This is a genomic window from Streptomyces sp. NPDC026246, assembly GCF_055567995.1.
This window is the reverse complement of sequence record NZ_JBVHPJ010000010.1, coordinates 61,976-86,187: the sequence shown is the minus strand read 5'-3', so window position 1 is coordinate 86,187 and position 24,212 is coordinate 61,976. Positions and strand designations below refer to the sequence as shown.

Here is a 24,212-nt window from a genome sequence, read left to right as displayed (position 1 = left end):
CTCAGTCCTTGTGGACGGTCCCGTCGGGGTCGAGCCCCTTGAACGACAGCAGCACGATCAGGATGCCGCCGCACACGATCGCCGAGTCGGCCAGGTTGAACACGGCGAAGTGCTTGGGTGCGATGAAGTCGACGACCGCGCCCTCGAAGACGCCGGGAGCCCGGAAGATCCGGTCGGTGAGGTTGCCCAGCGCACCGCCGAGCAGCAGGCCCAGCGCGATCGCCCAGGGCAGGCTGTACAGCTTGCGGGCCAGGCGGGCGATCACCACGATCACCGCCGCCGCGATCACGGTGAAGATCACGGTGAAGGCCTCACCGAAGCCGAAGGCGGCGCCCGCGTTGCGGATCGCCTCGAACCTCAGCCAGTCCCCGACGATCTCGATCGGCGGGTGATGCTCCAGCTTCGCCACCACGATCAGCTTGCTGACCAGGTCCAGGGCGTAGGCGAAGGCGGCCACCGCGAACAGGACCGCGATCCGGCGCCTGCCCCGGGGCCGCCCGGCGGCCTCGGACCCGTCGGCTCCGGCGGCTCCGTCGGCCACCGGGGTCCGGTCGGTGCCCGACCCCGCGGTGGGAGCGCCCTCGGAGCCGGCGCTCCCACCGGGCGCCGCGTCCTCGCCGGGCCGCTCCCGCCCGGCCCCGGCCGCGTCCGGAGTGTCCGGCGTACCGATGATGCGCTCCGCCTCTGCCACGTGAGTCCCTCGCCTAGGTGCCTGACTGAGCACGAGGGTACGACACGCCCGCCGCGATCCACGTGCTCAGGAGGCATTCGGCACCGGTCAGTACCTGCGCTCCTGCTTCTGCTTGCACTCCACGCACAGCGTGGCCCGCGGGAAGGCCTGCATCCGGGCCTTGCCGATGGGGTTGCCGCAGTTCTCGCACAGGCCGTAGGTGCCCGCGTCGAGGCGCTCCAGCGCGCGCGTGGTCTGGTCGAGCATCTCGCGCGCGTTGGCGGCCAGGGCCAGCTCGTGCTCGCGCGTGATGTTCTTGCTGCCGGTGTCGGCCTCGTCGTGCCCGGCGCCGTCACCGGAGTCCCGCATCAGACCGGCCAGCGACCGCTCCGAGGACGCGATCTCCTCCCGCAGCCGGGTCTCCTCCGACATCAGCTCCGACCGCGCCTCGTCGACCTCCTCCGCAGTCCAGGGGTCCTCGCCCGGACGTACCGCGAGCTCACCGGGCTCGGCCGCGCCGCGCGCCTTCGGCACGGCGGTCTTGGCCGCCGTCGCCGCGCCAGGAGTCTTCTTCGCACTCACCGTGGTCGCTCCCGTCTGCTGCGCGGCGTGGGCCGCGCCCGCCTTCTTGGCCGTGCTGCTGCCGGCCGTGTCCTGTGTGACCGCGCCGGTCCGGGCGGTGCCCTTTCCGGTCGCGCCCTTCGTGGTGGTGCTCGTGTCCGTGGCGCCCTGCCCGGCGGCGCCCCGGGCGCCCTTCTCCGCGACGGTCTCCCCCGCCTGCGCCGTGCCGCCCGCCACCTTCCGCGCCGGGGCCTTCTTGGCAGTGGTCTTCTTACCCGGCGTCTTCTTGGCAACGGCCTTCTTGCCCGGCGTCTTCTTGGCGGCGGCCTTCTTGGCGACCGTCTCCTTCGCGGCGGTCCCAGCGGCCGCGACCGGTCCGGTCTCGGACTCCCCGCCGGCGGACTCCTCCGCAGCTGCCTTCGCGGACGCCGCCCCCCTCGAAGCCGCAGCCGACCCGCGCGCGGACTTCCCGCCCGCGGACTTCCCCGCAGCCGCCTTCGCAGAGGCCACCCGCCTCGAAGCCGCAGCCGACCCGCTCAGGGGTTCCCCGCCGGGGGACCCCTCCGCAGCCGCCTTCGCGGACGCCGTCCTCCTCGGGGCCGGCCCGTCCTTCCCCTCGCTCGCCTTCCCCGTGGGCGCCCCTCCGGCCACCGCCCTTCCGGCCGCCGCCTTGCCGCCCGACGCCTTGCCGGCCGCAGGCTTCCCGGCCTCGGTCGCCCCCGGCGTGTCCGTCTCGCCCCCGGCGTCCTTCCCGCCCGGGGCAGTCCTCTTCACCGCCGCCTTCGTCTTGCGGACGACCGCTTTCGCCCCCTCGGTCGCCTTCTGCGCCGCCCCCTTCGCCGCCCGCCCCGCCGGCCCCGCCTGCGCGGACTTCTTCCCGCCGATGTCCTTGGCCGCGCCGCCGGAGGACCCCGCGGACCTGCCGGACGCCGGCTGCTGTACGGCGGTCTTCTTCGCCACCATGGCCGCGGCCCCTTCACATATTGTGATCTTGCTCGCGAATCGTGCTGGGACGATAAATCGACTCGAGTCCCGCGGCAACGGGGCACACCGCCCGATTCGCCCGCCTCGCGCACGCCGCGCGGCGGACCTGCATCCGTTGTGCCCAGCTCCCCGCCTGGTAATCCGCCGGTCAGGGCGTCCCAGGATCCGAACACCCATACCCGCTCCATTCGGGTCATCAAACCCATTCCGCCCTCGGTGCCCCTCCCGGTCCTCCGACCAGCCCCTGCCCGGCCCGGAAAGCGGGTCGGCCGCCACCCGCCCGGCGCCGTACACTGGGCGGAGCGAGAAGCGTGGATGGGGACGAGTAGCGGCGTACGCAGCCCAGAGCGACCCGGGGACGGTGGAAGCCCGGGGGCGAGCGCGACGTGAAGATCACCCCGGAGCCGCCGGAAGAACGCCGCAGCCCAGGCAGCGGCCAGTAGACCCGGCATCGCGACCCCAATGAGGGGGCTCACCGGCGCACACCCCGTGCCGGGGGGCCAAGGAGGGTGGTACCGCGGGAGCGCGCCGAAGGCGGCGCAGGCAGACGTAGCTCTCGTCCCTCCGGACGGAAGGCAGCAAGTCCGCCGGAGGAAGCCCGCTGATGACATCGCCGACGTACCGCCAGGTACCCGCCCAGGTCGACCTGCCCGCACTCGAGCACGCCGTGCTCGACTTCTGGCGCGAGCAGAAGATCTTCGCCAAGAGCCTGGAGCAGTCCGAGGGCCGCCCCGAGTGGGTGTTCTACGAGGGCCCGCCCACCGCCAACGGCATGCCCGGTGCCCACCACATCGAGGCCCGCGTCTTCAAGGACGTCTTCCCCCGCTTCCGCACCATGCGCGGCTACCACGTCGCCCGCAAGGCCGGCTGGGACTGCCACGGCCTCCCGGTGGAGCTCGCCGTCGAGAAGGAGCTCGGCTTCTCCGGCAAGCAGGACATCGAGGCGTACGGCATCGCCGAGTTCAACGAGAAGTGCCGTGCGTCGGTGACCCGGCACACGGACGCCTTCGAAGAGCTCACGACCCGCATGGGCTACTGGACCGACCTGAACGACCCGTACCGCACGATGGACCCCGAGTACATCGAGTCGGTCTGGTGGTCGCTGAAGGAGATCTTCAACAAGGGCCTGCTGGTGCAGGACCACCGTGTCGCCCCCTGGTGCCCCCGCTGCGGCACGGGCCTGTCCGACCACGAGCTGGCGCAGGGCTACGAGACGGTCGTCGACCCCTCGGTCTTCGTCCGCTTCCCGCTCACCTCCGGCCCGCTCGCCGGCGAGGCCGCGCTCCTGGTGTGGACGACGACCCCCTGGACCCTGGTGTCCAACACGGCCGTCGCCGCCCACCCCGAGGTCACCTACGTCGTCGCGACGAACGGTGAGGAGAAGCTCGTCGTCGCGGAGCCGCTGCTCGCCAAGGCCCTCGGCGAGGGCTGGGAGGCCACCGGCCGGACGTTCACGGGCGCCGAGATGGAGCGCTGGACCTATCAGCGCCCCTTCGAGCTGATCGAGTTCCCCGAGGTCGCCCACTTCGTGGTCAACGCGGAGTACGTCACCACCGAGGACGGCACGGGTCTGGTCCACCAGTCCCCCGCCTTCGGTGAGGACGACCTCAAGGTCTGCCGCTCCTACGGCCTGCCCGTGGTCAACCCGGTCCGCCCGGACGGCACCTTCGAGGAGGACGTCCCGCTCGTCGGCGGCGTCTTCTTCAAGAAGGCCGACGAGAAGCTCACCGCCGACCTCGACGGCCGCGGCCTGCTCTTCAAGCACATCCCGTACGAGCACAGCTACCCGCACTGCTGGCGCTGCCACACCGCGCTGCTCTACTACGCCCAGCCGTCCTGGTACATCCGCACCACCGCCGTCAAGGACCGCCTCCTCGCGGAGAACGAGGGCACCAACTGGTTCCCGGACACGGTCAAGAACGGCCGCTACGGCGACTGGCTGAACAACAACATCGACTGGGCGCTGTCCCGCAACCGCTACTGGGGCACCCCGCTGCCCATCTGGCGCTGCGAGGACGACCACCTCACCTGCGTCGGCTCGCTCACCGAGCTGACCGAGCTGACCGGCACCGACCAGTCGGGCCTGGACCCGCACCGCCCGTTCATCGACGAGGTCGCCTTCGCCTGCCCGCAGGGCGGTTGCGGCAAGACCGCCACGCGCGTGCCCGAGGTGATCGACGCCTGGTACGACTCGGGCTCGATGCCGTTCGCGCAGTGGGGCTACCCGTACAAGAACAAGGAGCTGTTCGAGGCCCGCTATCCGGCGCAGTTCATCTGCGAGGCCATCGACCAGACGCGTGGGTGGTTCTACACGCTGATGGCGATCGGCACGCTCGTCTTCGACAAGTCGTCGTACGAGAACGTGGTCTGTCTCGGTCACATCCTCGCCGAGGACGGCCGCAAGATGTCCAAGCACCTGGGCAACATCCTGCAGCCGATCCCGCTGATGGACCAGCACGGCGCCGACGCGGTCCGCTGGTTCATGGCGGCCGGCGGCTCCCCCTGGGCGGCCCGCCGCGTGGGCCACACCACCATCCAGGAGGTCGTCCGCAAGACCCTCCTGACGTACTGGAACACGGTCGCCTTCCAGGCCCTGTACGCCCGTACGTCGAACTGGGCCCCGTCCGAAGCCGACCCGGCCCCGGCCGACCGCCCGGTGCTGGACCGCTGGCTGCTGTCCGAGCTGCACGCCCTCACCGACCAGGTCACCCAGGCGCTGGACGCCTACGACACCCAGCGCGCCGGCAAGCTGCTGTCCGCGTTCGTCGACGACCTGTCCAACTGGTACGTGCGCCGCTCCCGCCGCCGCTTCTGGCAGGGCGACAAGGCGGCCCTGCGCACCCTGCACGAGGTCGTCGCGACCGTGACGCAGCTCATGGCCCCGCTGACCCCGTTCATCACCGAGCGGGTCTGGCAGGACCTGATCGTCCCGGTCACCCCGGGCGCCCCCGAGTCGGTCCACCTGTCGTCCTGGCCGGAGGCGGACCTGTCCGCCATCGACCCGGAGCTGTCGAAGCAGATGGTGCTGGTGCGCCGCCTGGTCGAGCTGGGCCGCGCCACGCGCGCGGAGTCGGGCGTCAAGACCCGGCAGCCGCTGTCCCGCGCGCTGATCGCGGCGACCGGCTTCGAGACGCTGGACACCGAACTGCGCGCGCAGATCACGGAGGAACTGAACGTCGAGTCCCTGGCGACGCTCAGCGAGGTCGGCGGTTCCCTGGTGGACACCACGGCCAAGGCCAACTTCCGCGCGCTGGGCAAGCGGTTCGGCAAGCGCGTCCAGGACGTGGCCAAGGCCGTGGCGAACGCGGACGCGGCCGCCCTGTCCCTGGCGCTGCGCGAGGGCACGGCGTCCGTCGAGGTCGACGGCGAGACCATCACGCTGGCCCCCGACGAGGTCATCATCACCGAGACCCCGCGCGAGGGCTGGTCGGTGGCGTCCGACGCCGGTGCGACGGTCGCCCTGGACCTGGAGATCACCGAGGAGCTGCGCCGTGCGGGCCTCGCCCGTGACGCGATCCGCCTGATCCAGGAGGCCCGCAAGAACAGCGGCCTCGACGTGGCCGACCGCATCGCGCTGCGCTGGACCGCCACGGACCGGGCGACGGTGGAGGCCCTGACCGACCACACCGGTCTGATCGCCGACGAGGTGCTCGCCACCGACTTCGCCCAGGGCGAGGCGGACGGCGCCTACGGGGAGCCCTTCACCGACGAGGGCCTGACCCTCACGTTCCGCCTGCGCAAGGCGTAACCGCCGCAACGCCGAAGGCCCGGTCCCGCCGAAGATCTTGGCAGGACCGGGCCTTCGGCGTTGCGTACGCGGAACGCGGTCGCGGACGGTGAACGCAGGTGCGTACGGCCGAACGCCGGCGTGTGCGGGAGGCGAACGCGCGTAGCACAAGGGCGAGGCCCCGGGAGGGATCCCGGGGCCTCGCCCTGAACGCTGCCGACCGCTACGCCGTACTACCGGCCGTCAGGCCGTCAGTTGTCGTCCTCGTCGATCAGGAAGCCCCGCATGGGCGAGGGCGCCTGACCCATCGGCGACGGACCCTGCGGACGCACCGGCGCCATGGGCTGGGTCATCGCCGGGGACATCTGCTGCTGGCCACCGTAGGACGGGCCGGACGGCGAAGGGGCGCCGCCCATCGTCTGGTTGCCGCCGTACGACGGGGCGCTCGCGCCGGCCGGAGCCATCGAGGGCGCCGGGGACGGCGGGAGGGACGCGGTCGCCGGGGTGCGCGGCGGGGCCAGCGAGTCGTCGGCCTGGGTCTCCAGCTGACGCAGCTGCGACTCCAGGTACGACTTCAGACGCGTGCGGTACTCGCGCTCGAAGCCGCGCAGGTCCTCGACCTTGCGCTCCAGCGTGGCGCGGGCGGACTCCAGGGAGCCCATCGCGACGCGGTGCTTCTCCTGCGCGTCCCGCTCCAGGGCGTCGGCCTTGGCACGGGCGTCGCGCTCCAGACCCTCGGCACGCGAACGGGCCTCGCCGACGATCTTGTTGGCCTCGGAACGGGCCTCCGCGATCGCCTGGTCGGCGGTCTGCTGGGCCAGCGACAGGACACGGGCGGCGCTGTCGCCACCGGGACCCTGCTGACCGGGGCCGCCCATCGGACCGCCCATGGGGCCGCCCATCGGGCCGCCCATCTGCTGCATCGGGGGCTGGCCCATGGGACCCGGACCCTGGCCCATCGGGCCGGGACCCTGGGGGCCGCCCTGACCGCCGGGACCGGCGGGCAGCTGCGGGGCACCGCTCGGCAGCTGGGGCGGACCACCCATGGGGCCACCCATCTGCTGCTGCGGCGGGCCCGATATGCCGGCGGGGACGGGACCACCCGGACCGCGCATGCCCTGCTGCTGTTGCTGCTGGTCCTGCTGCTCCGGGGGCTTGCGCATGTTCTGCTGGTTCTGCGCGGCCGCACGCGTGGCCGCGGCCAGCTTGGCGCGCAGGTCCTCGTTCTCGCGGAGCAGGCGGGTCAGTTCGGCTTCGACCTCGTCGAGGAAGGCATCGACCTCGTCCTCGTCATAGCCTTCTCGGAGGCGGACGGTCGTGAACTGCTTGTTCCGCACGTCCTCGGGGGTCAACGGCATCTCTTCACCTCAACGTAGTCGTCGGCAGTCGGCAAGACCGTAGCTGTCACATCGCTCACATCGCGTTCCGCACGAGTGTGATCAGGATGTAGACGATGATCATCAGTACGAAGAAGGACAGGTCGAGCGCCACGCCCCCGAGACGCAGCGGCGGAATGAACCGCCGCAGAAGCTTGAGCGGTGGATCGGTGACAGTGTAGGTGGCCTCCAGAACGACCACCATCGCCTTGCCGGGTTGCCACGAGCGGGCGAACTGGAAGACGTAGTCCATGACCAACCGGAAGATGAGCACGATGAGGAAGCACATCAGCGCGATGTAGACGACATCCAAAACCACGCCCATGACCTCTTGCTTCCCTCTCCCCTGTGCCCTGCTGTGTTGCGTTGTGTACTGATGTTCCCGGTGGTGCGTCTCAGCTCTGGTTGAAGAACCCGCCCTCTGCGATGCGGGCCTTGTCCTCCGCCGTGACATCGACGTTAGCAGGCGACAACAGGAACACCTTCTGCGTCACCCGCTCGATACTGCCGTGAAGACCAAACACCAAACCGGCCGCAAAGTCGACAAGTCGCTTCGCGTCTGTGTCATCCATCTCAGTCAGATTCATGATCACCGGGGTGCCCTCACGGAAGTGTTCCCCGATGGTACGGGCCTCGTTGTAGGTCCGTGGGTGGAGTGTGGTGATCCGGTAAGGCTCTCGTTCGGACACGACCTTGGGCATGATCACCGGTGCGTTCTTCTCCAGGTTTGCGCGTTCTTGTGTGATGGATGCCACGGGCGCGATGCGCGCCGGGCGGCTGGATTCCGCGGGGAGCGAAGCGGAGCGGGCGGCCGGTTCGCGAGGAGCGGGCGGCTGTACGACTCGTACCTCTTCGTCCCTTTGGGGCTGATGTGAGACGTGCGGCTGGTGGGACGGCTCGTGCCGTCGGTGGTCCCGCTCGGGCTCCGGGTCCAGTTCGGGTTCGAAGTCGTCGTCGGGGTCGAATCCGCGGCCGTCGTACCCATCGTCCTCCACGAGGCCGAGGTAGACCGCCATCTTGCGCATCGCGCCGGCCATGCTCTGAGTCCTCCGCTCTGTGGTGGATCGGCTGACGACTGCCAAGTGCCTGCGATCCACGTGGTCCTTGAATCCGCCTTTCGGCGGCAATGACCATATTTTCTGCTGTGGTCCGACTTCTTGGCGACGTTACCGGAGCCTGGGGCGGACTCCGAGTACCGCGCTGCCGACGCGCACATGTGTCGCTCCGGCCGCCACGGCCTGCTCGAGGTCCGCACTCATCCCTGCCGAGACCATGGTGGCAGCCGGATGACTCCGGCGCAGGTCGGTCGACAAATCCATCAACCGCCCGAACGCCGCCTGTTCACGTCCCGCGTACTCCCCCGTGAGCGGCGCGACGGTCATCAGTCCGGCGAGCCGCAGGCCCGGGGCGCCGGCCACCAGATCCGCCAACTCGCCGATACGGTCGGGCGCCACGCCACCGCGCTCCCCCCGGGCACTCTCCCCGGCGTCCAGGGCGACCTGCAGCAGGCAGCCCAGTTCGCGCCCCGACCGGACGGCCTCCTTGGAGAGGGCGGTGACCAGCTTGGCCCGGTCGATGGACTGCACGAAATGCGCGTAATTCACCACCGAACGGACCTTGTTGGTCTGGAGTTGACCCACGAAGTGCCAGGTGAGGGGCAGATCCGCACAGTCGGCGGCCTTGGGGGCCGCGTCCTGGTCGCGGTTCTCGGCGACGTGCCGCACGCCGAGCTCCGCGAGGAAGCGGACGTCGCTCGCGGGGTAGGTCTTGGTGACCACGATCAGGGTCACCTCCTCGCGTGCCCGCCCCGCGGCCGCGCACGCCTCGGCGATGCGCCGCTCCACCTTCGCCAGGTTCGCGGCGAGTTCGTCCTTGCGCTCCGTCATGCCCATCAGTCCAGCCACACATAGCCCGCGAGCCGACCGGTGGTGCGGTCGCGGCGGTACGAGAAGTGATCGTGTGATTCCAGCGTGCACACCGGTGACCGCTCCCGGTCGCGCACTCCGAGCCGTTCCAGCTGGGCGTGCACTCCGGCGCTCACGTCGACCGCCGGCGTGCCCCAACTCGTCTCGGCGTACGCCGCCGGCTCGACGGCGGACACCTCGGCGCGCATCTCGCCGGGCACTTCGTAGCACCGGCCGCACACGGTGGGTCCGGTGCGGGCGACGATGCGGGAGGGCTCGGCCCCCAGTTCGGTCATGGCGCGCACCGCGGCAGGGACGACACCGGCGACCATGCCCGGCCGGCCCGCGTGAGCCGCCGCGGCGATCCGGGCGACCGGGTCGGCCAGCAGCACCGGCACGCAGTCGGCGGTGAGCACGGCCAGGGCGAGACCCGGGCGCGTGGTGACGATCGCGTCGACGGACGGAAGGCCGGCCGACGATTCCCACGGACCGTCGACCACCGCCACGTCCGCGCCGTGCACCTGGTTCATCCAGACGACCAGCTCGGGTGCGACGCCCAGGGACTTGGCGGCCAGCTCCCGGTTGGTGCGTACGGCTTCGGGGTCGTCGCCGACCGCTCCGCCGAGGTTGAGCTCCTCATACGGAGCGGCGCTCACCCCGCCCCACCGGTCGGTGAAGGCGAAGTGCGCGCCGCTCACGCTCTCGCGCTGTCCTATCACGTCAGAAGGATCACTTGAGGAAGTCCGGTACGTCCAGTTCCTCGGCCGCGCTGTCCGAGTAGGTCCGCGGCGCCGGCGGGACCGGCGGGGCGACCGGGATGTCCTCGACCGGCTTCGGCGCGGGCTCCGGGTCCTCCTTCGGGGTCACGCTGCCGAGCGACCCGAAGGACGGGCGGCTCTCGGCCTGGCGGACCGGGGCCGGCTCCTCGCGCTTGGCCGAGGAGGAGCCGAGGACGTTGTCCCGGCGGGCCGGGGGCTGGCCCCCGTCGAACCCGGCGGCGATCACGGTGACCCGGACCTCGTCACCGAGGGCGTCGTCGATGACCGCGCCGAAGATGATGTTGGCCTCGGGGTGCGCGGCCTCGCTGACCAGCTGGGCGGCCTCGTTGATCTCGAACAGGCCGAGGTCGGAGCCACCGGAGATCGAGAGCAGGACACCGCGGGCGCCGTCGATGGACGCCTCCAGCAGCGGCGAGGAGATCGCCATCTCGGCGGCGGCCACCGCGCGGTCGTCGCCGCGGGCCGAGCCGATGCCCATGAGGGCCGAGCCGGCCTCGGACATGACCGACTTGACGTCGGCGAAGTCCAGGTTGATGAGGCCGGGGGTAGTGATGAGGTCGGTGATGCCCTGGACACCGGAGAGCAGGACCTGGTCGGCCGACTTGAAGGCGTCGAGGACCGAGACCTGGCGGTCCGAGATGGACAGCAGCCGGTCGTTCGGGATGACGATGAGGGTGTCGACCTCTTCACGGAGCTCGGCGATGCCGTCCTCCGCCTGGTTCGCCCGGCGCCGTCCCTCGAAGGTGAACGGGCGCGTGACCACACCGATGGTGAGGGCGCCCAGGGAGCGGGCGATGTTGGCCACGACGGGCGCGCCGCCGGTGCCGGTGCCGCCGCCTTCACCGGCTGTCACGAAGACCATGTCGGCCCCCTTGAGGACCTCCTCGATCTCCTCGCGGTGGTCCTCGGCGGCCTTGCGGCCCACGGCCGGGTTGGCTCCGGCGCCGAGTCCGCGGGTGAGTTCCCTGCCGACGTCCAGCTTGACGTCGGCGTCGCTCATCAACAGAGCTTGCGCGTCGGTGTTGATGGCGATGAACTCGACGCCCTTGAGACCGACCTCGATCATCCGGTTGATGGCATTGACACCACCGCCGCCGACACCGATGACTTTGATGACTGCGAGGTAGTTCTGCGGTGCTGCCACGTCGAAGGCCTCTCGCCTCGAGTTACGTGTCGCCGGATCACCGTGACGCCTTGCGCCCCGCGACCCGACGACTGATGCCGAATGGGACGGTCCGTATCGCCGACCCGAACCCTAACCCTGAAGTTTAGGGTTACCAGTGTGTCTGTTCCTTGGAGTCTTCTGAACAGGACACTAAGTCGACAAGTGGCGCACGTTCAACGAACACGCCGAACCTCCCGTTTTTCTTTTCACCCTATGTGATCAGCCGTAGCACTGCCCAACCAGGGTGCTGGCCTGCGCGGATGTGCGTCAACTCCCCGATGACGCGGGAGCGGTGGGCACACTCACGTCGAAGTACCCCGCATCGGGCGTTGCTTTCATCAGGGCGGTGAGGGTACGGGCCTTCGCGGGGCCCTTCTCACTGCTGCCCCACGCGACGGTGCGGCCGTCCCGCAACTCCAGCGAGATGTCGTCGTAGGAACGGACCTTGACGGTCCGCGTGTCGCGCGCGACGGCCGCCGGGACGGCGCGTGCGACGGCGACGGCCTCGCGCACCAGCCGGGCCTCGCCGAAGCGGCGCAGGCTCGCCGCGGCGGATCCGGACCTGGACAGCGTCAATTCCAGTGCGGGAACGCCTTTTGGCGCCTTGGACACCGTGGCGAAACGGACACCTTCGTCGTCCACTTCGACGAACTTGCCGCTGGTGCGGACCACCAGAACCGGAGTCCGCTCGACCACGTCCAGGTCGATGCCATGGGGCCAGGAACGGACGACGTCGACCGAGTCGATCCGGGGCAGTTCCCGGCGCAACCGCGCCTCGATCGCGCCGGTGTCGACGGAGACGAGCGGATCGCCGAGGGGAACGTCCGCGGCCGCCTCGACCTGAGCCGGCGTCAGGACCCGGGTGCCCGACACCGAGACGTGCTCGGCGCGCAGCCAGTCGGAGCCGTAGAACAGCCAGACGCCCGGGATGCCGAGGAAGACCAGGGCCAGCACCAGGATGACGATCACACGAACGTGGCGCCGCCGCAGGCGTCTTGCGGGCGGCGGGCCGGACGACCTCTGCTGGCGTTCACCGCGCTCGGCGGTGGTCGATCCGGCCACGCTCCCCTGCCTTCCGTCATACGGGCCTAGCGGTGTGCACGAGCGGCGGCGATCGCCTCGTACACCATGCCGACGAGCAGGTCGTCGGCGTCCCGGCGGCCGAACTCGGCGGCGGCGCGGGACATCTGGTACAGCCGGTGCGGGTCGGCGAGCACGGGCAGGACATTCTGCTGGACCCACTCGGGGGTCAGCTCCGCGTCGTCGACCAGCAGGCCGCCGCCGGCCTTGACCACCGGCTGGGCGTTGAGCCGCTGTTCGCCGTTGCCGATGGGCAGCGGGACGTAGGCGGCCGGGAGCCCGACGGCGGAGAGTTCGGCGACGGTCATCGCGCCCGCGCGGCAGAGCATCATGTCGGCCGCGGCGTACGCGAGGTCCATCCGGTCCAGGTAACTTACCGGTACGTACGGCGGCATTCCCGGCATCTGGTGGACCTGCGGCAGTTCGTTCTTCGGCCCGACCGCGTGCAGGATCTGGATTCCGGCCTGCTGCAGCCAGGGCGCGACCTGCTGGACGACCTCGTTCAGCCGGCGGGCGCCCTGGGAGCCGCCCGTGACGAGCAGCGTGGGCAGGTTGGGGTCGAGCCCGAACGCGGCCCGGGCCTCGGGGCGTACGGCGGCCCGGTCCAGGGTGGCGATGGAGCGCCGCAGCGGGATGCCGATGTACCGGGCGCCGCGCAGCTTGCTGTCCGGGGTGGACACGGCGACCTGGCTGGCGTAGCGGGAGCCGATCTTGTTGGCCAGGCCCGGCCGGGCGTTGGCCTCGTGGATGACGATCGGCACACCCAGGCGCTTGGCCGCGAGGTAGCCGGGCAGGGCGACGTAGCCGCCGAAGCCGACCACCGCGTCCGCCTTGGTGCGCTCCAGGATCTGCTCGGTGGCCTTGATCGTGCCGCGCAGCCGGCCCGGGACCGTGATCAGCTCGGGGGTGGGCTTGCGCGGCAGCGGAACGGCCGGGATCAGCGCCAGTTCGTACCCGCGCTCGGGTACGAGACGGGTCTCGAGCCCGCGTTCCGTGCCCAGGGCCGTGATCCCCACGGTCGGATCCTGCCTGCGCAGGGCGTCCGCGAGGGCGAGCGCGGGCTCGATGTGGCCCGCGGTTCCTCCGCCGGCGAGTACGACATGCACCGAAATTCACCGCTCTCCGGACGGACGCGCCACCGAGGCGCGCCGTCGCATCGTGTTCCATCTCCGGGGACTCCGACCGGAACGGGTGCCCCCAGCCCCCCGCTTTCTACCAAAGCGGGGTTGCCGCATCGCAAGCGCCGCCCGCGCAGCGGGCTCGTCGCGTGCGAAGGCGATCAGCAACCCGATGGCGAACATGGTCGGCAGCAGGGCGGATCCTCCGTAGGAGAACAGCGGGAGGGGGACACCGGCGATCGGCAGCAGACCGAGCACCGCACCGATGTTGATCACGGCCTGGGCCGTGATCCAGGTGGTCACGCCTCCCGCGGCATACCTGACGAAGGGGTCCTCCGTGCGTCCGGCCACGCGGATACCCGCATAGCCTAGAGCCGCGAAGAGGGCGAGGACCGACAGCGTCCCCGCGAGGCCCAGTTCCTCACCGGTGACGGCGAAGATGAAGTCGGTGTGGGCTTCGGGTAGTTGGCCCCATTTCTCCACGCTCGCGCCCAGCCCGGAACCGAAGATCCCGCCGGAGGCCAGGGCGTAGATGCCGTGCACGGCCTGCCAGCAGTCGACCGGGCCGGACTGCGGCTCGGTGGCGCCCAGGCACTGCAGGCGGGCCATGCGGTTGGGGCTGGTCTTGATGAGGATCAGGCCGAGCACGGCGGCGACCGACAGCACGCCGGCGAACAGCCGCGTGGGCGCCCCGGCCAGCCACAGCAGGCCGAACAGGATGGCCGTGAGGATGATCGCGGTACCCATGTCGCCGCCGATCATGATGAGGCCGAGCAGCATGAACGCGGCCGGCACCAGCGGCACCAGCATGTGCTTCCACTGGTTCAGCAGCCGCTTGTCCTGTTTGCGGGCCAGCAGGTCGGCGCCCCACAGCACCAGGGCGAGCTTGCCGAACTCACTGGGCTGGATCTGGAAGGAGCCGCCGAGGGCGATCCAGTTCTGGTTGCCGTTGACCGAGACTCCTATCCCCGGCACCTGCACCAGGGCCATGAGGCAGACGGCGCCCGCGAGGATGGGGTAGGCCAGCGCGCGGTGCAGCCGCACCGGCATGCGGGACGCGGCGAGCAGCAGTCCGGTGCCGATGGCGGCCGCGAGCAGCTGCTTGCGGAAGAAGTAGGAGCCCGGCAGGGACATCTGCAACGCGGTGATCTGGGAGGCCGAGTAGACCATCACGAGCCCCAGCACGGTGATCAGCGCGCTGCCGCCCAGGACGAGGTAGTACGCCGTGAGCGGCCGGTCCCAGCCCCGGCGCGCCCGGTCGTAGAAGGCCGAGACGGGGTTGTCGCGCAGCGAGCGGGACGGGGCGGGGCGCTTGGGTGCGCGCGCGACGGGGGGCCGTCCGGTGCGGCTGGTGGGCATCCGCGCTCACCCCGCCGTGCCGGAGGGGATCGCCTTGCCGTGCGGGCCGTCAGGCCACTGCTCGGGCACCAGCCGCATCCGTGTCACGCGTCCCTCCCAGGTACGCCCGGCGTCCCCGCCGGGCGTGGCGGAACCCGGGTCAGCCCTCGGCGGAGCCGAGCTCACGAACGGCGTCCGCGAAAGCGTCCCCGCGCTTGTTGTAGTTGACGAACATGTCCATGGAGGCGCACGCCGGTGCCAGCAGCACCGTGTCGCCGGGGCGGGCGAGCCGCCGGGCCTCGTCGACCGCCGCGCGCATCGCCCCAGTGTCGGTCCGGTCGAGGTCGACGACGGGTACTTCCGGGGCGTGTCGCGCCAGGGCTTCGCGGATGAGCGCGCGGTCGGCGCCGATGAGGACGGCGCCGCGCAGCCGGGCCGCCGACTTGGCGACCAGCTCGTCGAAGGAGGCGCCCTTGGCGAGTCCGCCCGCGATCCACACGATGGACTCGTAGGCCGCCAACGAGGCTTCTGCGGCATGCGTGTTGGTGGCCTTGGAGTCGTCGACCCAGGCCACGCCGTCCACGTCGGCCACGTGCGCGATGCGGTGGGCGTCGGGCGTGAAGGCCCGCAGGCCGTCCCGTACGGCCTTGGCGGGGACGCCGTAGGCGCGGGCGAGGGCGGCCGCCGCGAGGGCGTTGGCGATGTTGTGCGGGGCCGGCGGGCTGACGTCGGCGACCTCGGCGAGCTCCTGGGCGTTCTTGTGCCGGTCCTCGACGAAGGCGCGGTCGACCAGGATGCCCTCGACGACGCCGAGTTGGGAGGGTGCCGGGGTGCCGAGGGTGAAGCCGACGGCGCGGCAGCCCTCCTCGACATCGGCCTCGCGGACCAGGTCCTCGGTGGCCTTGTCGGCCACGTTGTAGACGCAGGCGATGCGATTGCCCTCGTAGATGCGGCCCTTGTCCTTGGCGTACGCCTCCATGGAGCCGTGCCAGTCGAGGTGGTCGGGGGCGAGGTTCAGCACGGCCGCGGAGTGGGCGCGCAGCGAGGGCGCCCAGTGCAGCTGGTAGCTGGACAGTTCCACGGCCAGGACGTCGTACGTCTCCTCGCCGAGGACCGCGTCCAGGAGCGAGACGCCGATGTTGCCGACGGCGGCGGTGCGCAGCCCGGCCGCCTTCAGGATCGACGCGAGCATCTGGACGGTGGTGGTCTTGCCGTTGGTGCCCGTGACGGCGAGCCAGTCGGCGGCGTCGGGGCCGCGCAGGCGCCAGGCCAGTTCGACATCGCCCCAGACCGGCACGCCCGCCTGCTCCGCCGCCCCGAACAGCGGCTTGTCCGGCTTCCAGCCGGGCGCGGTGACGATCAGCTCGGTGCCCTCCGGGAGGCTGTCGCCGTCGCCGAGGCGCACGGTGATGCCGAGCGCCTCCAGTTCGGCGGCCTGCGCCCGGGCGCGCTCGTCCGCGCCGTCGTTGACGACCGTGACGCGCGCGCCGAGGCCGTGCAGCACCTTGGCCGCCGGGACGCCCGAGACGCCGAGCCCGGCGACGGTGACGTGCTTGCCCTGGAAGTCGAAGGGCTCCGAGGAGGTCACTTGTCCGCTGCCCATCCCGCATAGAAGAGGCCCAGTCCGACGATCACACAGATGCCCTGGATGATCCAGAAGCGGACCACCACCAGGACTTCGGACCAGCCCTTGAGTTCGAAGTGGTGCTGGAGTGGCGCCATCCGGAAGACGCGCTTTCCGGTCAGGCGGAAGGAACCGACCTGGATCACCACGGACATGGTGATGAGGACGAACAGGCCGCCGAGGATGGCCATCAGCAGCTCGGTGCGCGAGCAGATCGCGAGGCCGGCGAGCACACCGCCGAGCGCGAGCGAACCGGTGTCGCCCATGAAGATCTTGGCCGGCGAGGTGTTCCACCACAGGAAGCCGAGGCAGGCGCCCATCAGCGCGGAGGCGACCACCGCGAGGTCGAGCGGGTCGCGCACCTCGTAGCACGCGCCGGGGTTGGTGAGGGTCTGCGCGTTGGCGCAGGACTCCTGGAACTGCCAGACGCCGATGAAGGTGTAGGCGCCGAAGACCAGCACCGAGGCGCCGGTGGCCAGACCGTCCAGACCGTCGGTCAGGTTCACGCCGTTGGACATGGCGAGGATCATGAACAGCGCCCAGACGACGAACAGCACGGGGCCGATCGTCCAGCCGAAGTCCGTGATGAACGACAGCTTCGTGGAGGCCGGGGTGTTGCCGCGGTTGTCCGCGAACTGCAGCGACAGCACGGCGAAGCCGATGCCGACGATCAGTTGGCCGGCCATCTTCGCCTTGGCCCGCAGACCCAGCGAACGCCGTTTGACGATCTTGATGTAGTCGTCGAGGAAGCCGACCAGGCCCATGCCGACCATCAGGCCGAGCACCAGCAGACCCGAGAAGGTGGGCGCCGCGTCGACGTCCGGGTCCACGTAACCGGTGATCACCTTGGCCAGGAAGTACGCGGCGACGGTCGCCAGGATGAAGGCGATACCGCCCATGGTCGGCGTACCGCGCTTGCTGGCGTGCTCGCGCGGGCCGTCGTCGCGGATGTACTGGCCGTAGCCCTTGCGCGCGAGGAGCTTGATCAGCAGCGGGGTGCCGATCAGTGTGAGGAACAGACCAATGACTCCCGCGAACAGGATCTGCTTCATCATCGGGCGGAAACCTCACCCTCGGCACCGGTCTCGAGCAGCGCCTGGGCCACCGTCTCGAGCCCGACCGAACGGGACGCCTTCACGAGTACGACGTCCCCCGGGCGCAGCTCGCTGCGCAACAGGTCGACCGCCGCCTGTGCGTCGGACACGTGCACCGACTCCTCACCCCACGAACCCTCGTTATATGCGCCCAGTTGCAGCCAGGCGGCTTCCCTGCCACCGACCGCGACGAGCTTGCTGACGTTGAGCCGGACGGCGAGCCGTCCGACCGCGTCGTGCTCGGCGAGAGCCTCGTCCCCGAGCTCGGCCATCTTGCCGAGCACCGCCCACGTACGACGCCCCTTGCCGATCGCCACCAGCGCGCGCAGCGCGGCCTTCATGGACTCGGGGTTCGCGTTGTAGGCGTCGTTGACGACCGTCACGCCGTCCGGGCGCTCGGTGACCTCCATCCGCCAGCGGGAGAGGGAGCCCGCCTCGGAGAGCGCGAGGGCGATCTCGTCTGCGGACATGCCCAACTCGTGGGCGACGGCGGCCGCGGCGAGCGCGTTCGACACGTGATGCTCACCGTACAGGCGCATGGTCACATCACTTGCACCGGAGGGTGTGTGAAGCCTGAACGAGGGCTGTCCGGTGTCCGTGAGTCGCACGTTCTCGGCACGAACGTCCGCTTCGCCGGACTCTCCGAAGAACAGCACCTTCGCCTTCGTACGGGAGGCCATGGCCCGGACGTAGGGGTCGTCCGCGTTGAGGATCGCGGTGCCGCCGTCGGCCTCGGCGGGCAGGGACTCGACGAGTTCGCCCTTGGCCTGGGCGATCTGCTCGCGGCCGCCGAACTCGCCGATGTGGGCGCTGCCGACGTTGAGGACCAGACCGACCCTGGGGGGTGTCAGGCCGGTGAGGTAGCGGATGTGCCCGATGCCGCGGGCGCCCATCTCCAGGACGAGGAACTTCGTCTCCTCGGTGGCGCTGAGCGCGGTCAGCGGCAGGCCGATCTCGTTGTTGAGCGAGCCGGGCGTGAACACCGTGGGGGCCTTGCGCTGGAGCACCTGCGCGATGAGGTCCTTGGTGCTGGTCTTGCCGGCCGAGCCGGTGAGGGCGACGAGGGTGGCGCCGAGCCGGGCCACGACGTGCCGGGCGAGGGCGCCGAGGGCGTTCTGCACGTCGTCCACGACGATCGCGGGCACGCCGACGGGACGGGTGCCGAGGACGGCCACCGCTCCCGCCTCGACGACGGCCGCCGCGAAGTCGTGGCCGTCCACCCGCTCGCCGGCGAAGGCCACGAACAGGCTGCCCGGTCCCGCCTCGCGGGAGTCCCGGACGACCGGGCCGGTGACCTCGACGGACGGATCCGGTATGTCGTGCGTCTGCCCGCCGACGACTTCTGCGATCTCGGCGAGGGAGAGGGCGATCACAAGTTCATCCCCTGGGTCTTCTGGATTTTCATCCCTGGGTCTTCTGGATGGCTTCGCGCAGCACCTGGCGGTCGTCGAAGGGACGGACCACCCCGGCGATGTCCTGGCCCTGCTCGTGGCCCTTGCCGGCGACCAGCACGGTGTCGCCCGGTTCGGCGCGGGCGACGGCGGCGGCGATCGCGGCGGCCCGGTCCTCGAAGACCTGCACCTCGCCGCGCTCGTGCGCCGGCACGGACGCCGCGCCCTGCAGCATCGTGGCGAGGATCGCGAGCGGGTCCTCGGAGCGGGGGTTGTCGGAGGTCAGCACGGCGGTGTCGGCGAGCCGGGCCGCGGCGGCGCCCATCGGCTCGCGCTTGGTGGTGTCCCGGTCGCCGCCGCAGCCCAGGACGATGTGCAGCTTGCCCTCGGTGACCTTGCGCAGGGCGCGCAGCACGGACTCGACGGCGTCGGTCTTGTGCGCGTAGTCGACGACCGCGAGGTACGGCTGGCCGGCGTCGACGCGCTCCAGACGGCCCGGCACGCCCGGGACGGCGGCGACGCCGTCGGCGGCGGCCTGCGGGTCGAGCCCGGCGACGGCCAGGGCGACGATCGCGGCGAGGGTGTTGGCCACGTTGAACGGGCCGGGCAGCGGCGACCTGGCCGCGATCCGCTCCCCCTTGGGGCCGACGACGGTGAACGTCGAGTCCAGCCGGCCGATCTCGACGTCCTCGGCGCGCCAGTCGGCGTCGGGGTGGCCCTCGGCGGAGTAGGTGACGACCGGGACGGTGGCCTCGTTGGCCAGCCTGCGGCCGTACTCGTCGTCGACGTTGACCACGCCGAGCCTGCCGCGTTCGGGCGTGAAGAGCTGCGCCTTGGCCCGGAAGTAGTCCTCCATGTCGGAGTGGAACTCCATGTGTTCCGGGCTGAGGTTGGTGAAGACGCCGATGTCGAAGACGCAGCCGTCGACCCGGCCGAGGACCAGGGCGTGGCTGGAGACCTCCATGGCGACCGCCTCGACACCGCGCTCGCGCATGACGGCGAACAGGGCCTGCAGGTCGGTGGCTTCGGGGGTGGTGCGCTCGGACTTGATGCGCTCGTCGCCGATGCGCATCTCCACCGTGCCGATCAGGCCGGTGGAGCGGACCGTCTTCAGGCCGCCCTCGACGAGGTAGGCGGTGGTGGTCTTGCCGGAGGTGCCGGTGATGCCGATCTGGAGCAGGTCCCGGCCGGGGTGGCCGTAGATCGTGGCGGCCAGTTCGCCCATCCGCCCGCGCGGGTCGTCGACGACCAGGACCGGCAGTCCGGACGCGGCGGCGCGCTCGGCGCCGGTCGGGTCGGTCAGCACGGCGGCGGCACCGAGGCCCGCGGCCTGGGTGACGAAGTCCGCTCCGTGCAGCCGGGCGCCCGGCAGGGCGGCGTACAGGTCGCCGGGGCGGACGGCGCGCGAGTCGTGGGTGATGCCCGTGACCTCGGCGGCCTTCTCCGGCGTGGGAGCACCCAGCTGACCGGCGAGTTCCGCGAGGGGTGTGGCGGACACCTGCACCGGCCGGGGCGGCCCGGGGTATGTCACGGGATGGCCCTTCTGGGTGGTTTGGGACTGATCAGCGTGTGGCACGGCGGTGAGCGTACCGGGCGTACCCGCCTCCGGGCGAAGCGAGGGGCCGGGGCTGTTGTGGTTCCCGGGGCCGGGAGTGATCGTCGTCACGAGGTGGTTCCTGGTGTGTTCCGTGCTGACCTGGGCCTGCGGCCCGTCAGCGCTCGAAGGTGACGGGGAGTTTCGCGGGCGGGGCGCCGGTCGGCGGGACCTGGAGGGACTTCAGTGCGAACTCCATGACCTGCTTGTAGACCGGCCCGCAGATCTGCCCGCCGAAGTAGCTGCCCTGCGTGGCGTTCTGGATGGCGCAGTAGACGGTGATGCGGGGCTTGTCGGCGGGCGCGAACCCGGCGAACGACGAGGTGTAGCCGTGGTACTTGCCGGTGGCCGGATCCACGCGGTTGGCGGTGCCCGTCTTGCCCGCGACGCGGTACCCGGGAATGCGCGCCTTGGTGCCGGTGCCCTCCTGGTCGTCCACCACGGACTCCAGCATCTGCGCGAGGGTCTTGGCCGTCTTCGCGCTGACGACCCGTGTCTTCGCGGGCTTCGGGGCGGGGGTGTAGCGGCCGTCGGGTCCCTTGGTGCCGCGCACGAGTGTGGGCTCGACGCGTACGCCGCCGTTGGCGATGGTCGAGTACACGGAGGCCGCCTGCATCGCGTTGATGGACACGCCCTGGCCGAAAGGGATCGTGTACTGCTGCGAGGTCGACCACTTGGCGGGCGGGGCGAGGATGCCCGGGGTCTCGCCGGGGAAGCCCAGGCCGGTGTAGTGGCCGAGGCCGAACCTGCGCAGGTAGTCGTAGAGGATCTTGTTGGACCGGGCCTGGGTCTTGCCGAGCTGGCCGGTGGCCAGGATGGTGCCGATGTTGCTGGACTTGGCCAGGACACCGTTCAGCGTCAGGTACCAGGTGGGGTGGTCGATGTCGTCCTTGAACAGCCGGTCGCCGCGGTGCAGCCGGTTGGGCACGACGACGTGGGTCGCCGGGGTGGCCGCGTCTTCCTCCAGCACGGCGGCCATCGACATGACCTTGGCCGTGGAGCCGGGCTCGAAGGCGTCCTGGAGGGCCGCGTTGCCCAGGGCTGCGGGGTCCGCACCGGAGAGGTCGTTCGGGTCGAAGCCGGGCGAGTTCGCCATGGCGAGGATCTGCCCGGTCCGGGTGTCCTGGACGATGACGTAGCCGCGGTCGGCCGCCGACTCCTTCACCTGGTCGGTGATGGCCTTCTGGGCGGCCCACTGGATGTCCCGGTCGATGGTGAGCTCGACGTCGCTGCCCGGGACGGCCGGCGTCTCGGTCGCGCCTCCCGCGGTGGGCACGAGCCGGCCGCCGGACTGGGCGTAGCGGATCTTGCCGTCCTTGCCGGCCAGCCGCTTGTCCAGCTGCAGTTCGATGCCGCCGCCGGGCTTGCCCTCGGAGTTGACCCAGCCCAGTATCCCGGCGGCGAGTTCGCCGTTGGGGTACACCCGCTTGCTGGTGGCGACCGAGAAGACCCCGCCGAGGACGTTCCGCGCGGACTTGTCGGTCTCCGCCTTCTTGGCGAGCGCGGACTTCAGGTCCTTGATCTGCTTCCAGACCTGCGGGGTCTGCCGGGAGGCGAGCTTCACGTACCGCAGGGCCTCGTTCTTCGGGCGGAGCTTGCCGACCAGGTCCTCCTGGTCCTGGCCGAGGATCGGGGCGAGAAGGGCCGCCGCCTGCTCGGGCCCGTCGTCGATCTTCAGCATGTCCGGGGCGAACATCGTGGGGTCGGCGGTGATGTCGTAGGCGTCCTCGCTGGTCGCCAGGGCCACTCCGGACCGGTCGGTGATCTCGCCGCGGTCCGCGGCCAGCACCTGCCCGACGTAGCGGTTCTGCTCGGCCTTGGCGGCGTAAGTACTCGCGTCCACGGCCTGCACCTGGAACAGCCGCACCACGAAGGCGGTCAGGACCAGGGTCAGGGCGAGCCCCACCAGGCGCAGGCGGGGGCGGGGGCTGCCGAGCCGGAGCTGCTTGGCGGGGGCCGGGCGGCGGCCCGGTGACGGCCGCCGGGCGGGGCGGGCGCCCGGGCCGGGGCGGCGCCGGGCGTCGGGGCGGGCGGGCCGTGCGGGGCCGGGCACGCGACGGCGGGGCGGTTCCCTGTCGGACACTTCCGTCACCTGCCGGGGGTCTGGGTGGGGCCGTCGGTCATGGCCTCGGGGGCGAGGACCGGGGGGATGTGGGTGTCGGTGCGGCGGATGCCGGAGGCGGGACCCGGGACGCCCTTGACCTTGCCGTCGGGGCCGAGGAAGGCGGGGTCGCCGCCGGGGACCATGCCGAGCTCGCGGGCGCGGCGCTGGAGGGCCTCGGGCGCCGAGTAGGCGTCGATGTCCCGCTGGAGGGCCTGCTCCTCGTCGGTGAGGCTCTTGGTCTCGCGCTGGAGGTCGTCGAGCTTGAACGCCCCTTCGCTGAGGGCGGAGTTCAGCACCAGCAGGCAGATGAGTCCGCCGCCGAGGAGGAGGACGACCAGGAGGACGAAGGGCGTGCGGGCCGCCCGGCCCGGGCCGTTCGGGAAGAGCCGCGCGAGACGGGCCGCTCTGCCCTTCAGTTCGGGTTTGCTGCTCACTCACGCTCCTCGGTCCGGGACGGCCACCCGCGGCTCACTCGACGTCCGCCCTGATGCGCTGCGCTCCGCGCAGTCGCGCGGGCGCGGCACGCCGGTTCTCGGCGATCTCCTCCTCGGTGGGGAGTTCGGCACCCCGGGTCAGCAGCTTGAGCCGCGGCTGGTAGCGCTCGGGCACGACGGGCAGTCCGGGCGGCGCGGTGGTGGCGGCGCCGGCCGCGAAGACCTGCTTGACCAGCCGGTCCTCCAGCGAGTGGTACGACAGCACGGCGATCCGGCCGCCCACGTCGAGGGCCTTCACGGCGGCCGGGATCGCCCGCTCCAGGACGGAGAGTTCGCCGTTGACCTCGATGCGCAGGGCCTGGAAGGTCCGCTTGGCCGGGTTGCCGCCGGTGCGCTTGGCGGCCTGCGGCAGGGCGTCGCGGATCAGCTCGACCAGCCGCGTGCTGGTGGTGAACGGCTCCTTCTCGCGCTCGCGCACGATCGCGGCGACGATCCGCTTGGCCTGCTTCTCCTCGCCGTAGGCCCGCAGGATGCGCACGAGTTCGCCCGGCGGATAGGTGTTGAGGACCTCGGCGGCGCTCATCCCGGTCGTCTGGTCCATGCGCATGTCGAGGGGGGCGTCCTGCGCGTAGGCGAAGCCGCGGTCGGCCTCGTCGAGCTGCATGGAGGACACGCCCAGGTCGAACAGGACGCCCTGCACGCCCGCGATGCCGAGCCGGTCGAGCACCTCGGGCAGTTCGTCGTAGACGGCGTGCACGAGGGTGGCGCGCTCGCCGTGGGGTGCCAGGCGCTCGCCGGACAGGCGCAGGGCCTCCTTGTCGCGGTCGAGGGCGACGAGGCGGACGCCGGGGAACCGCTCCAGCAGGGCCTCGCTGTGGCCGCCGAGGCCCAGAGTGCAGTCGACGACCACCGCGTCCGGGCCCTCCAGGGCGGGTGCCAGCAGATCCAGGCACCGCTGGAGCATCACCGGGACGTGTCGACTCTGGCTCAAGGGGCCCTCTCAGATCCGGCGGGCCCGTACGCACCGCCGGGTCCCCGCCCTCCCCCGGCTGGGGGCCCCGGTGACGGGGGGCCCGCCGGCGCCGGGGGCGTCAGCCGACCGGGAGCGGGAGGAGGCCGAGCCGTACGTACGCGCCGCGCACGCGGGGAGATCTCCGGTCGTCGCCGGGATCTCCGGGGAAGTCATGACAGCGAGGAGGTCCCGCCTCCCGCTTCGCGTCACTTTAGTCCACGGTGTCTCGCGGTCAATCAACCGGCCTGCGCGTCGCA

At 71.3% G+C, this 24,212-nt stretch carries 19 protein-coding genes; 1 reads left to right on the top strand and 18 read right to left on the bottom strand.

Annotated features, from left to right (window positions below):
- Position 1: 1 nt before the first annotated feature.
- Positions 2 to 691: a signal peptidase II gene (gene lspA, locus ACZ4M5_RS24390; RefSeq protein ID WP_467739948.1), complete on the bottom strand. Its 690-nt coding sequence runs from the start codon at positions 689 to 691 to the stop codon at positions 2 to 4.
- Positions 692 to 778: 87 nt separating this feature from the next.
- Positions 779 to 2,194, bottom strand: a complete 1,416-nt coding sequence (locus tag ACZ4M5_RS24385; protein WP_467739947.1) for a TraR/DksA family transcriptional regulator — start codon at positions 2,192 to 2,194, stop codon at positions 779 to 781.
- A 625-nt stretch (positions 2,195 to 2,819) separates the two neighbouring features.
- Here ACZ4M5_RS24385 and ileS point away from each other — a divergent pair.
- Positions 2,820 to 5,963, top strand: a complete 3,144-nt coding sequence (ileS, locus tag ACZ4M5_RS24380; protein ID WP_467739946.1) for an isoleucine--tRNA ligase — start codon at positions 2,820 to 2,822, stop codon at positions 5,961 to 5,963.
- 230 nt (positions 5,964 to 6,193) lie between these two features.
- On the opposite strand, the gene ACZ4M5_RS24375 is transcribed toward ileS, so the two are convergent.
- The 16 genes from ACZ4M5_RS24375 to rsmH all read right to left on the bottom strand — a co-directional run bounded on the left by ACZ4M5_RS24375 (position 6,194) and on the right by rsmH (position 23,934).
- Positions 6,194 to 7,300: a DivIVA domain-containing protein gene (locus tag ACZ4M5_RS24375; protein ID WP_467739945.1), complete on the bottom strand. Its 1,107-nt coding sequence runs from the start codon at positions 7,298 to 7,300 to the stop codon at positions 6,194 to 6,196.
- 55 nt (positions 7,301 to 7,355) lie between these two features.
- Positions 7,356 to 7,643, bottom strand: coding sequence for a YggT family protein (locus ACZ4M5_RS24370; protein ID WP_369196225.1), 288 nt, complete (start codon positions 7,641 to 7,643; stop codon positions 7,356 to 7,358).
- Between the two features lie 70 nt (positions 7,644 to 7,713).
- On the bottom strand, positions 7,714 to 8,355 hold the full coding sequence (locus tag ACZ4M5_RS24365; protein ID WP_062926338.1) for a cell division protein SepF: 642 nt from the start codon (positions 8,353 to 8,355) through the stop codon (positions 7,714 to 7,716).
- Between the two features lie 129 nt (positions 8,356 to 8,484).
- Positions 8,485 to 9,204 carry a YggS family pyridoxal phosphate-dependent enzyme gene (locus tag ACZ4M5_RS24360; RefSeq protein ID WP_467739944.1) on the bottom strand — a complete coding sequence of 240 codons (720 nt, stop codon included), beginning with the start codon at positions 9,202 to 9,204 and terminating at the stop codon, positions 8,485 to 8,487.
- 5 nt (positions 9,205 to 9,209) lie between these two features.
- Positions 9,210 to 9,941, bottom strand: a complete 732-nt coding sequence (pgeF, locus tag ACZ4M5_RS24355; RefSeq protein ID WP_467739943.1) for a peptidoglycan editing factor PgeF — start codon at positions 9,939 to 9,941, stop codon at positions 9,210 to 9,212.
- Between the two features lie 10 nt (positions 9,942 to 9,951).
- Positions 9,952 to 11,145, bottom strand: a complete 1,194-nt coding sequence (ftsZ, locus tag ACZ4M5_RS24350; RefSeq protein ID WP_369196222.1) for a cell division protein FtsZ — start codon at positions 11,143 to 11,145, stop codon at positions 9,952 to 9,954.
- A 288-nt stretch (positions 11,146 to 11,433) separates the two neighbouring features.
- Positions 11,434 to 12,228 (bottom strand): cell division protein FtsQ/DivIB, encoded by a 795-nt coding sequence (locus ACZ4M5_RS24345; RefSeq protein ID WP_467739942.1) that lies wholly within the window; start codon positions 12,226 to 12,228, stop codon positions 11,434 to 11,436.
- Between the two features lie 26 nt (positions 12,229 to 12,254).
- Positions 12,255 to 13,352 (bottom strand): undecaprenyldiphospho-muramoylpentapeptide beta-N-acetylglucosaminyltransferase, encoded by a 1,098-nt coding sequence (gene murG / locus ACZ4M5_RS24340; protein ID WP_467739941.1) that lies wholly within the window; start codon positions 13,350 to 13,352, stop codon positions 12,255 to 12,257.
- 6 nt (positions 13,353 to 13,358) lie between these two features.
- Positions 13,359 to 14,723 carry a putative lipid II flippase FtsW gene (ftsW, locus tag ACZ4M5_RS24335; RefSeq protein WP_467739940.1) on the bottom strand — a complete coding sequence of 455 codons (1,365 nt, stop codon included), beginning with the start codon at positions 14,721 to 14,723 and terminating at the stop codon, positions 13,359 to 13,361.
- Between the two features lie 139 nt (positions 14,724 to 14,862).
- Positions 14,863 to 16,305, bottom strand: a complete 1,443-nt coding sequence (murD, locus tag ACZ4M5_RS24330; RefSeq protein WP_467739939.1) for a UDP-N-acetylmuramoyl-L-alanine--D-glutamate ligase — start codon at positions 16,303 to 16,305, stop codon at positions 14,863 to 14,865.
- The gene (gene mraY, locus ACZ4M5_RS24325; protein ID WP_467740132.1) at positions 16,287 to 17,378 is read right to left on the bottom strand and encodes a phospho-N-acetylmuramoyl-pentapeptide-transferase; all 1,092 of its coding nucleotides are present in this window, start codon (positions 17,376 to 17,378) and stop codon (positions 16,287 to 16,289) included. The genes murD and mraY overlap by 19 nt, the downstream gene beginning before the upstream one ends.
- A complete protein-coding gene (locus ACZ4M5_RS24320) occupies positions 17,378 to 18,793 on the bottom strand; it encodes a UDP-N-acetylmuramoyl-tripeptide--D-alanyl-D-alanine ligase (protein WP_467739938.1) in 1,416 nt (471 codons plus the stop codon). The genes mraY and ACZ4M5_RS24320 overlap by 1 nt, the downstream gene beginning before the upstream one ends.
- Before the next feature lie 28 nt (positions 18,794 to 18,821).
- Positions 18,822 to 20,342 carry a UDP-N-acetylmuramoyl-L-alanyl-D-glutamate--2,6-diaminopimelate ligase gene (locus tag ACZ4M5_RS24315; RefSeq protein ID WP_467739937.1) on the bottom strand — a complete coding sequence of 507 codons (1,521 nt, stop codon included), beginning with the start codon at positions 20,340 to 20,342 and terminating at the stop codon, positions 18,822 to 18,824.
- A gap of 181 nt (positions 20,343 to 20,523) precedes the next feature.
- Positions 20,524 to 22,488 carry a peptidoglycan D,D-transpeptidase FtsI family protein gene (locus tag ACZ4M5_RS24310; protein WP_467739936.1) on the bottom strand — a complete coding sequence of 655 codons (1,965 nt, stop codon included), beginning with the start codon at positions 22,486 to 22,488 and terminating at the stop codon, positions 20,524 to 20,526.
- A gap of 5 nt (positions 22,489 to 22,493) precedes the next feature.
- On the bottom strand, positions 22,494 to 22,943 hold the full coding sequence (ftsL, locus tag ACZ4M5_RS24305; RefSeq protein ID WP_467739935.1) for a cell division protein FtsL: 450 nt from the start codon (positions 22,941 to 22,943) through the stop codon (positions 22,494 to 22,496).
- 34 nt (positions 22,944 to 22,977) lie between these two features.
- Positions 22,978 to 23,934 (bottom strand): 16S rRNA (cytosine(1402)-N(4))-methyltransferase RsmH, encoded by a 957-nt coding sequence (gene rsmH, locus ACZ4M5_RS24300; RefSeq protein WP_467739934.1) that lies wholly within the window; start codon positions 23,932 to 23,934, stop codon positions 22,978 to 22,980.
- Between the last annotated feature and the right edge of the window lie 278 nt (positions 23,935 to 24,212).

Coding starts and splice junctions, on each gene's coding strand:
- ACZ4M5_RS24375 (WP_467739945.1), bottom strand. CDS start 7,300: ATGCCGTTGACCCCCGAGGACGTGCGGAACAAGCAGTTCACGACCGTC.
- murD (WP_467739939.1), bottom strand. CDS start 16,305: ATGGGCAGCGGACAAGTGACCTCCTCGGAGCCCTTCGACTTCCAGGGC.
- ACZ4M5_RS24385 (WP_467739947.1), bottom strand. CDS start 2,194: ATGGTGGCGAAGAAGACCGCCGTACAGCAGCCGGCGTCCGGCAGGTCC.
- ileS (WP_467739946.1), top strand. CDS start 2,820: ATGACATCGCCGACGTACCGCCAGGTACCCGCCCAGGTCGACCTGCCC.
- ACZ4M5_RS24370 (WP_369196225.1), bottom strand. CDS start 7,643: ATGGGCGTGGTTTTGGATGTCGTCTACATCGCGCTGATGTGCTTCCTC.
- ACZ4M5_RS24365 (WP_062926338.1), bottom strand. CDS start 8,355: ATGGCCGGCGCGATGCGCAAGATGGCGGTCTACCTCGGCCTCGTGGAG.
- ftsW (WP_467739940.1), bottom strand. CDS start 14,723: ATGCCCACCAGCCGCACCGGACGGCCCCCCGTCGCGCGCGCACCCAAG.
- mraY (WP_467740132.1), bottom strand. CDS start 17,378: ATGAAGCAGATCCTGTTCGCGGGAGTCATTGGTCTGTTCCTCACACTG.
- ACZ4M5_RS24360 (WP_467739944.1), bottom strand. CDS start 9,204: ATGACGGAGCGCAAGGACGAACTCGCCGCGAACCTGGCGAAGGTGGAG.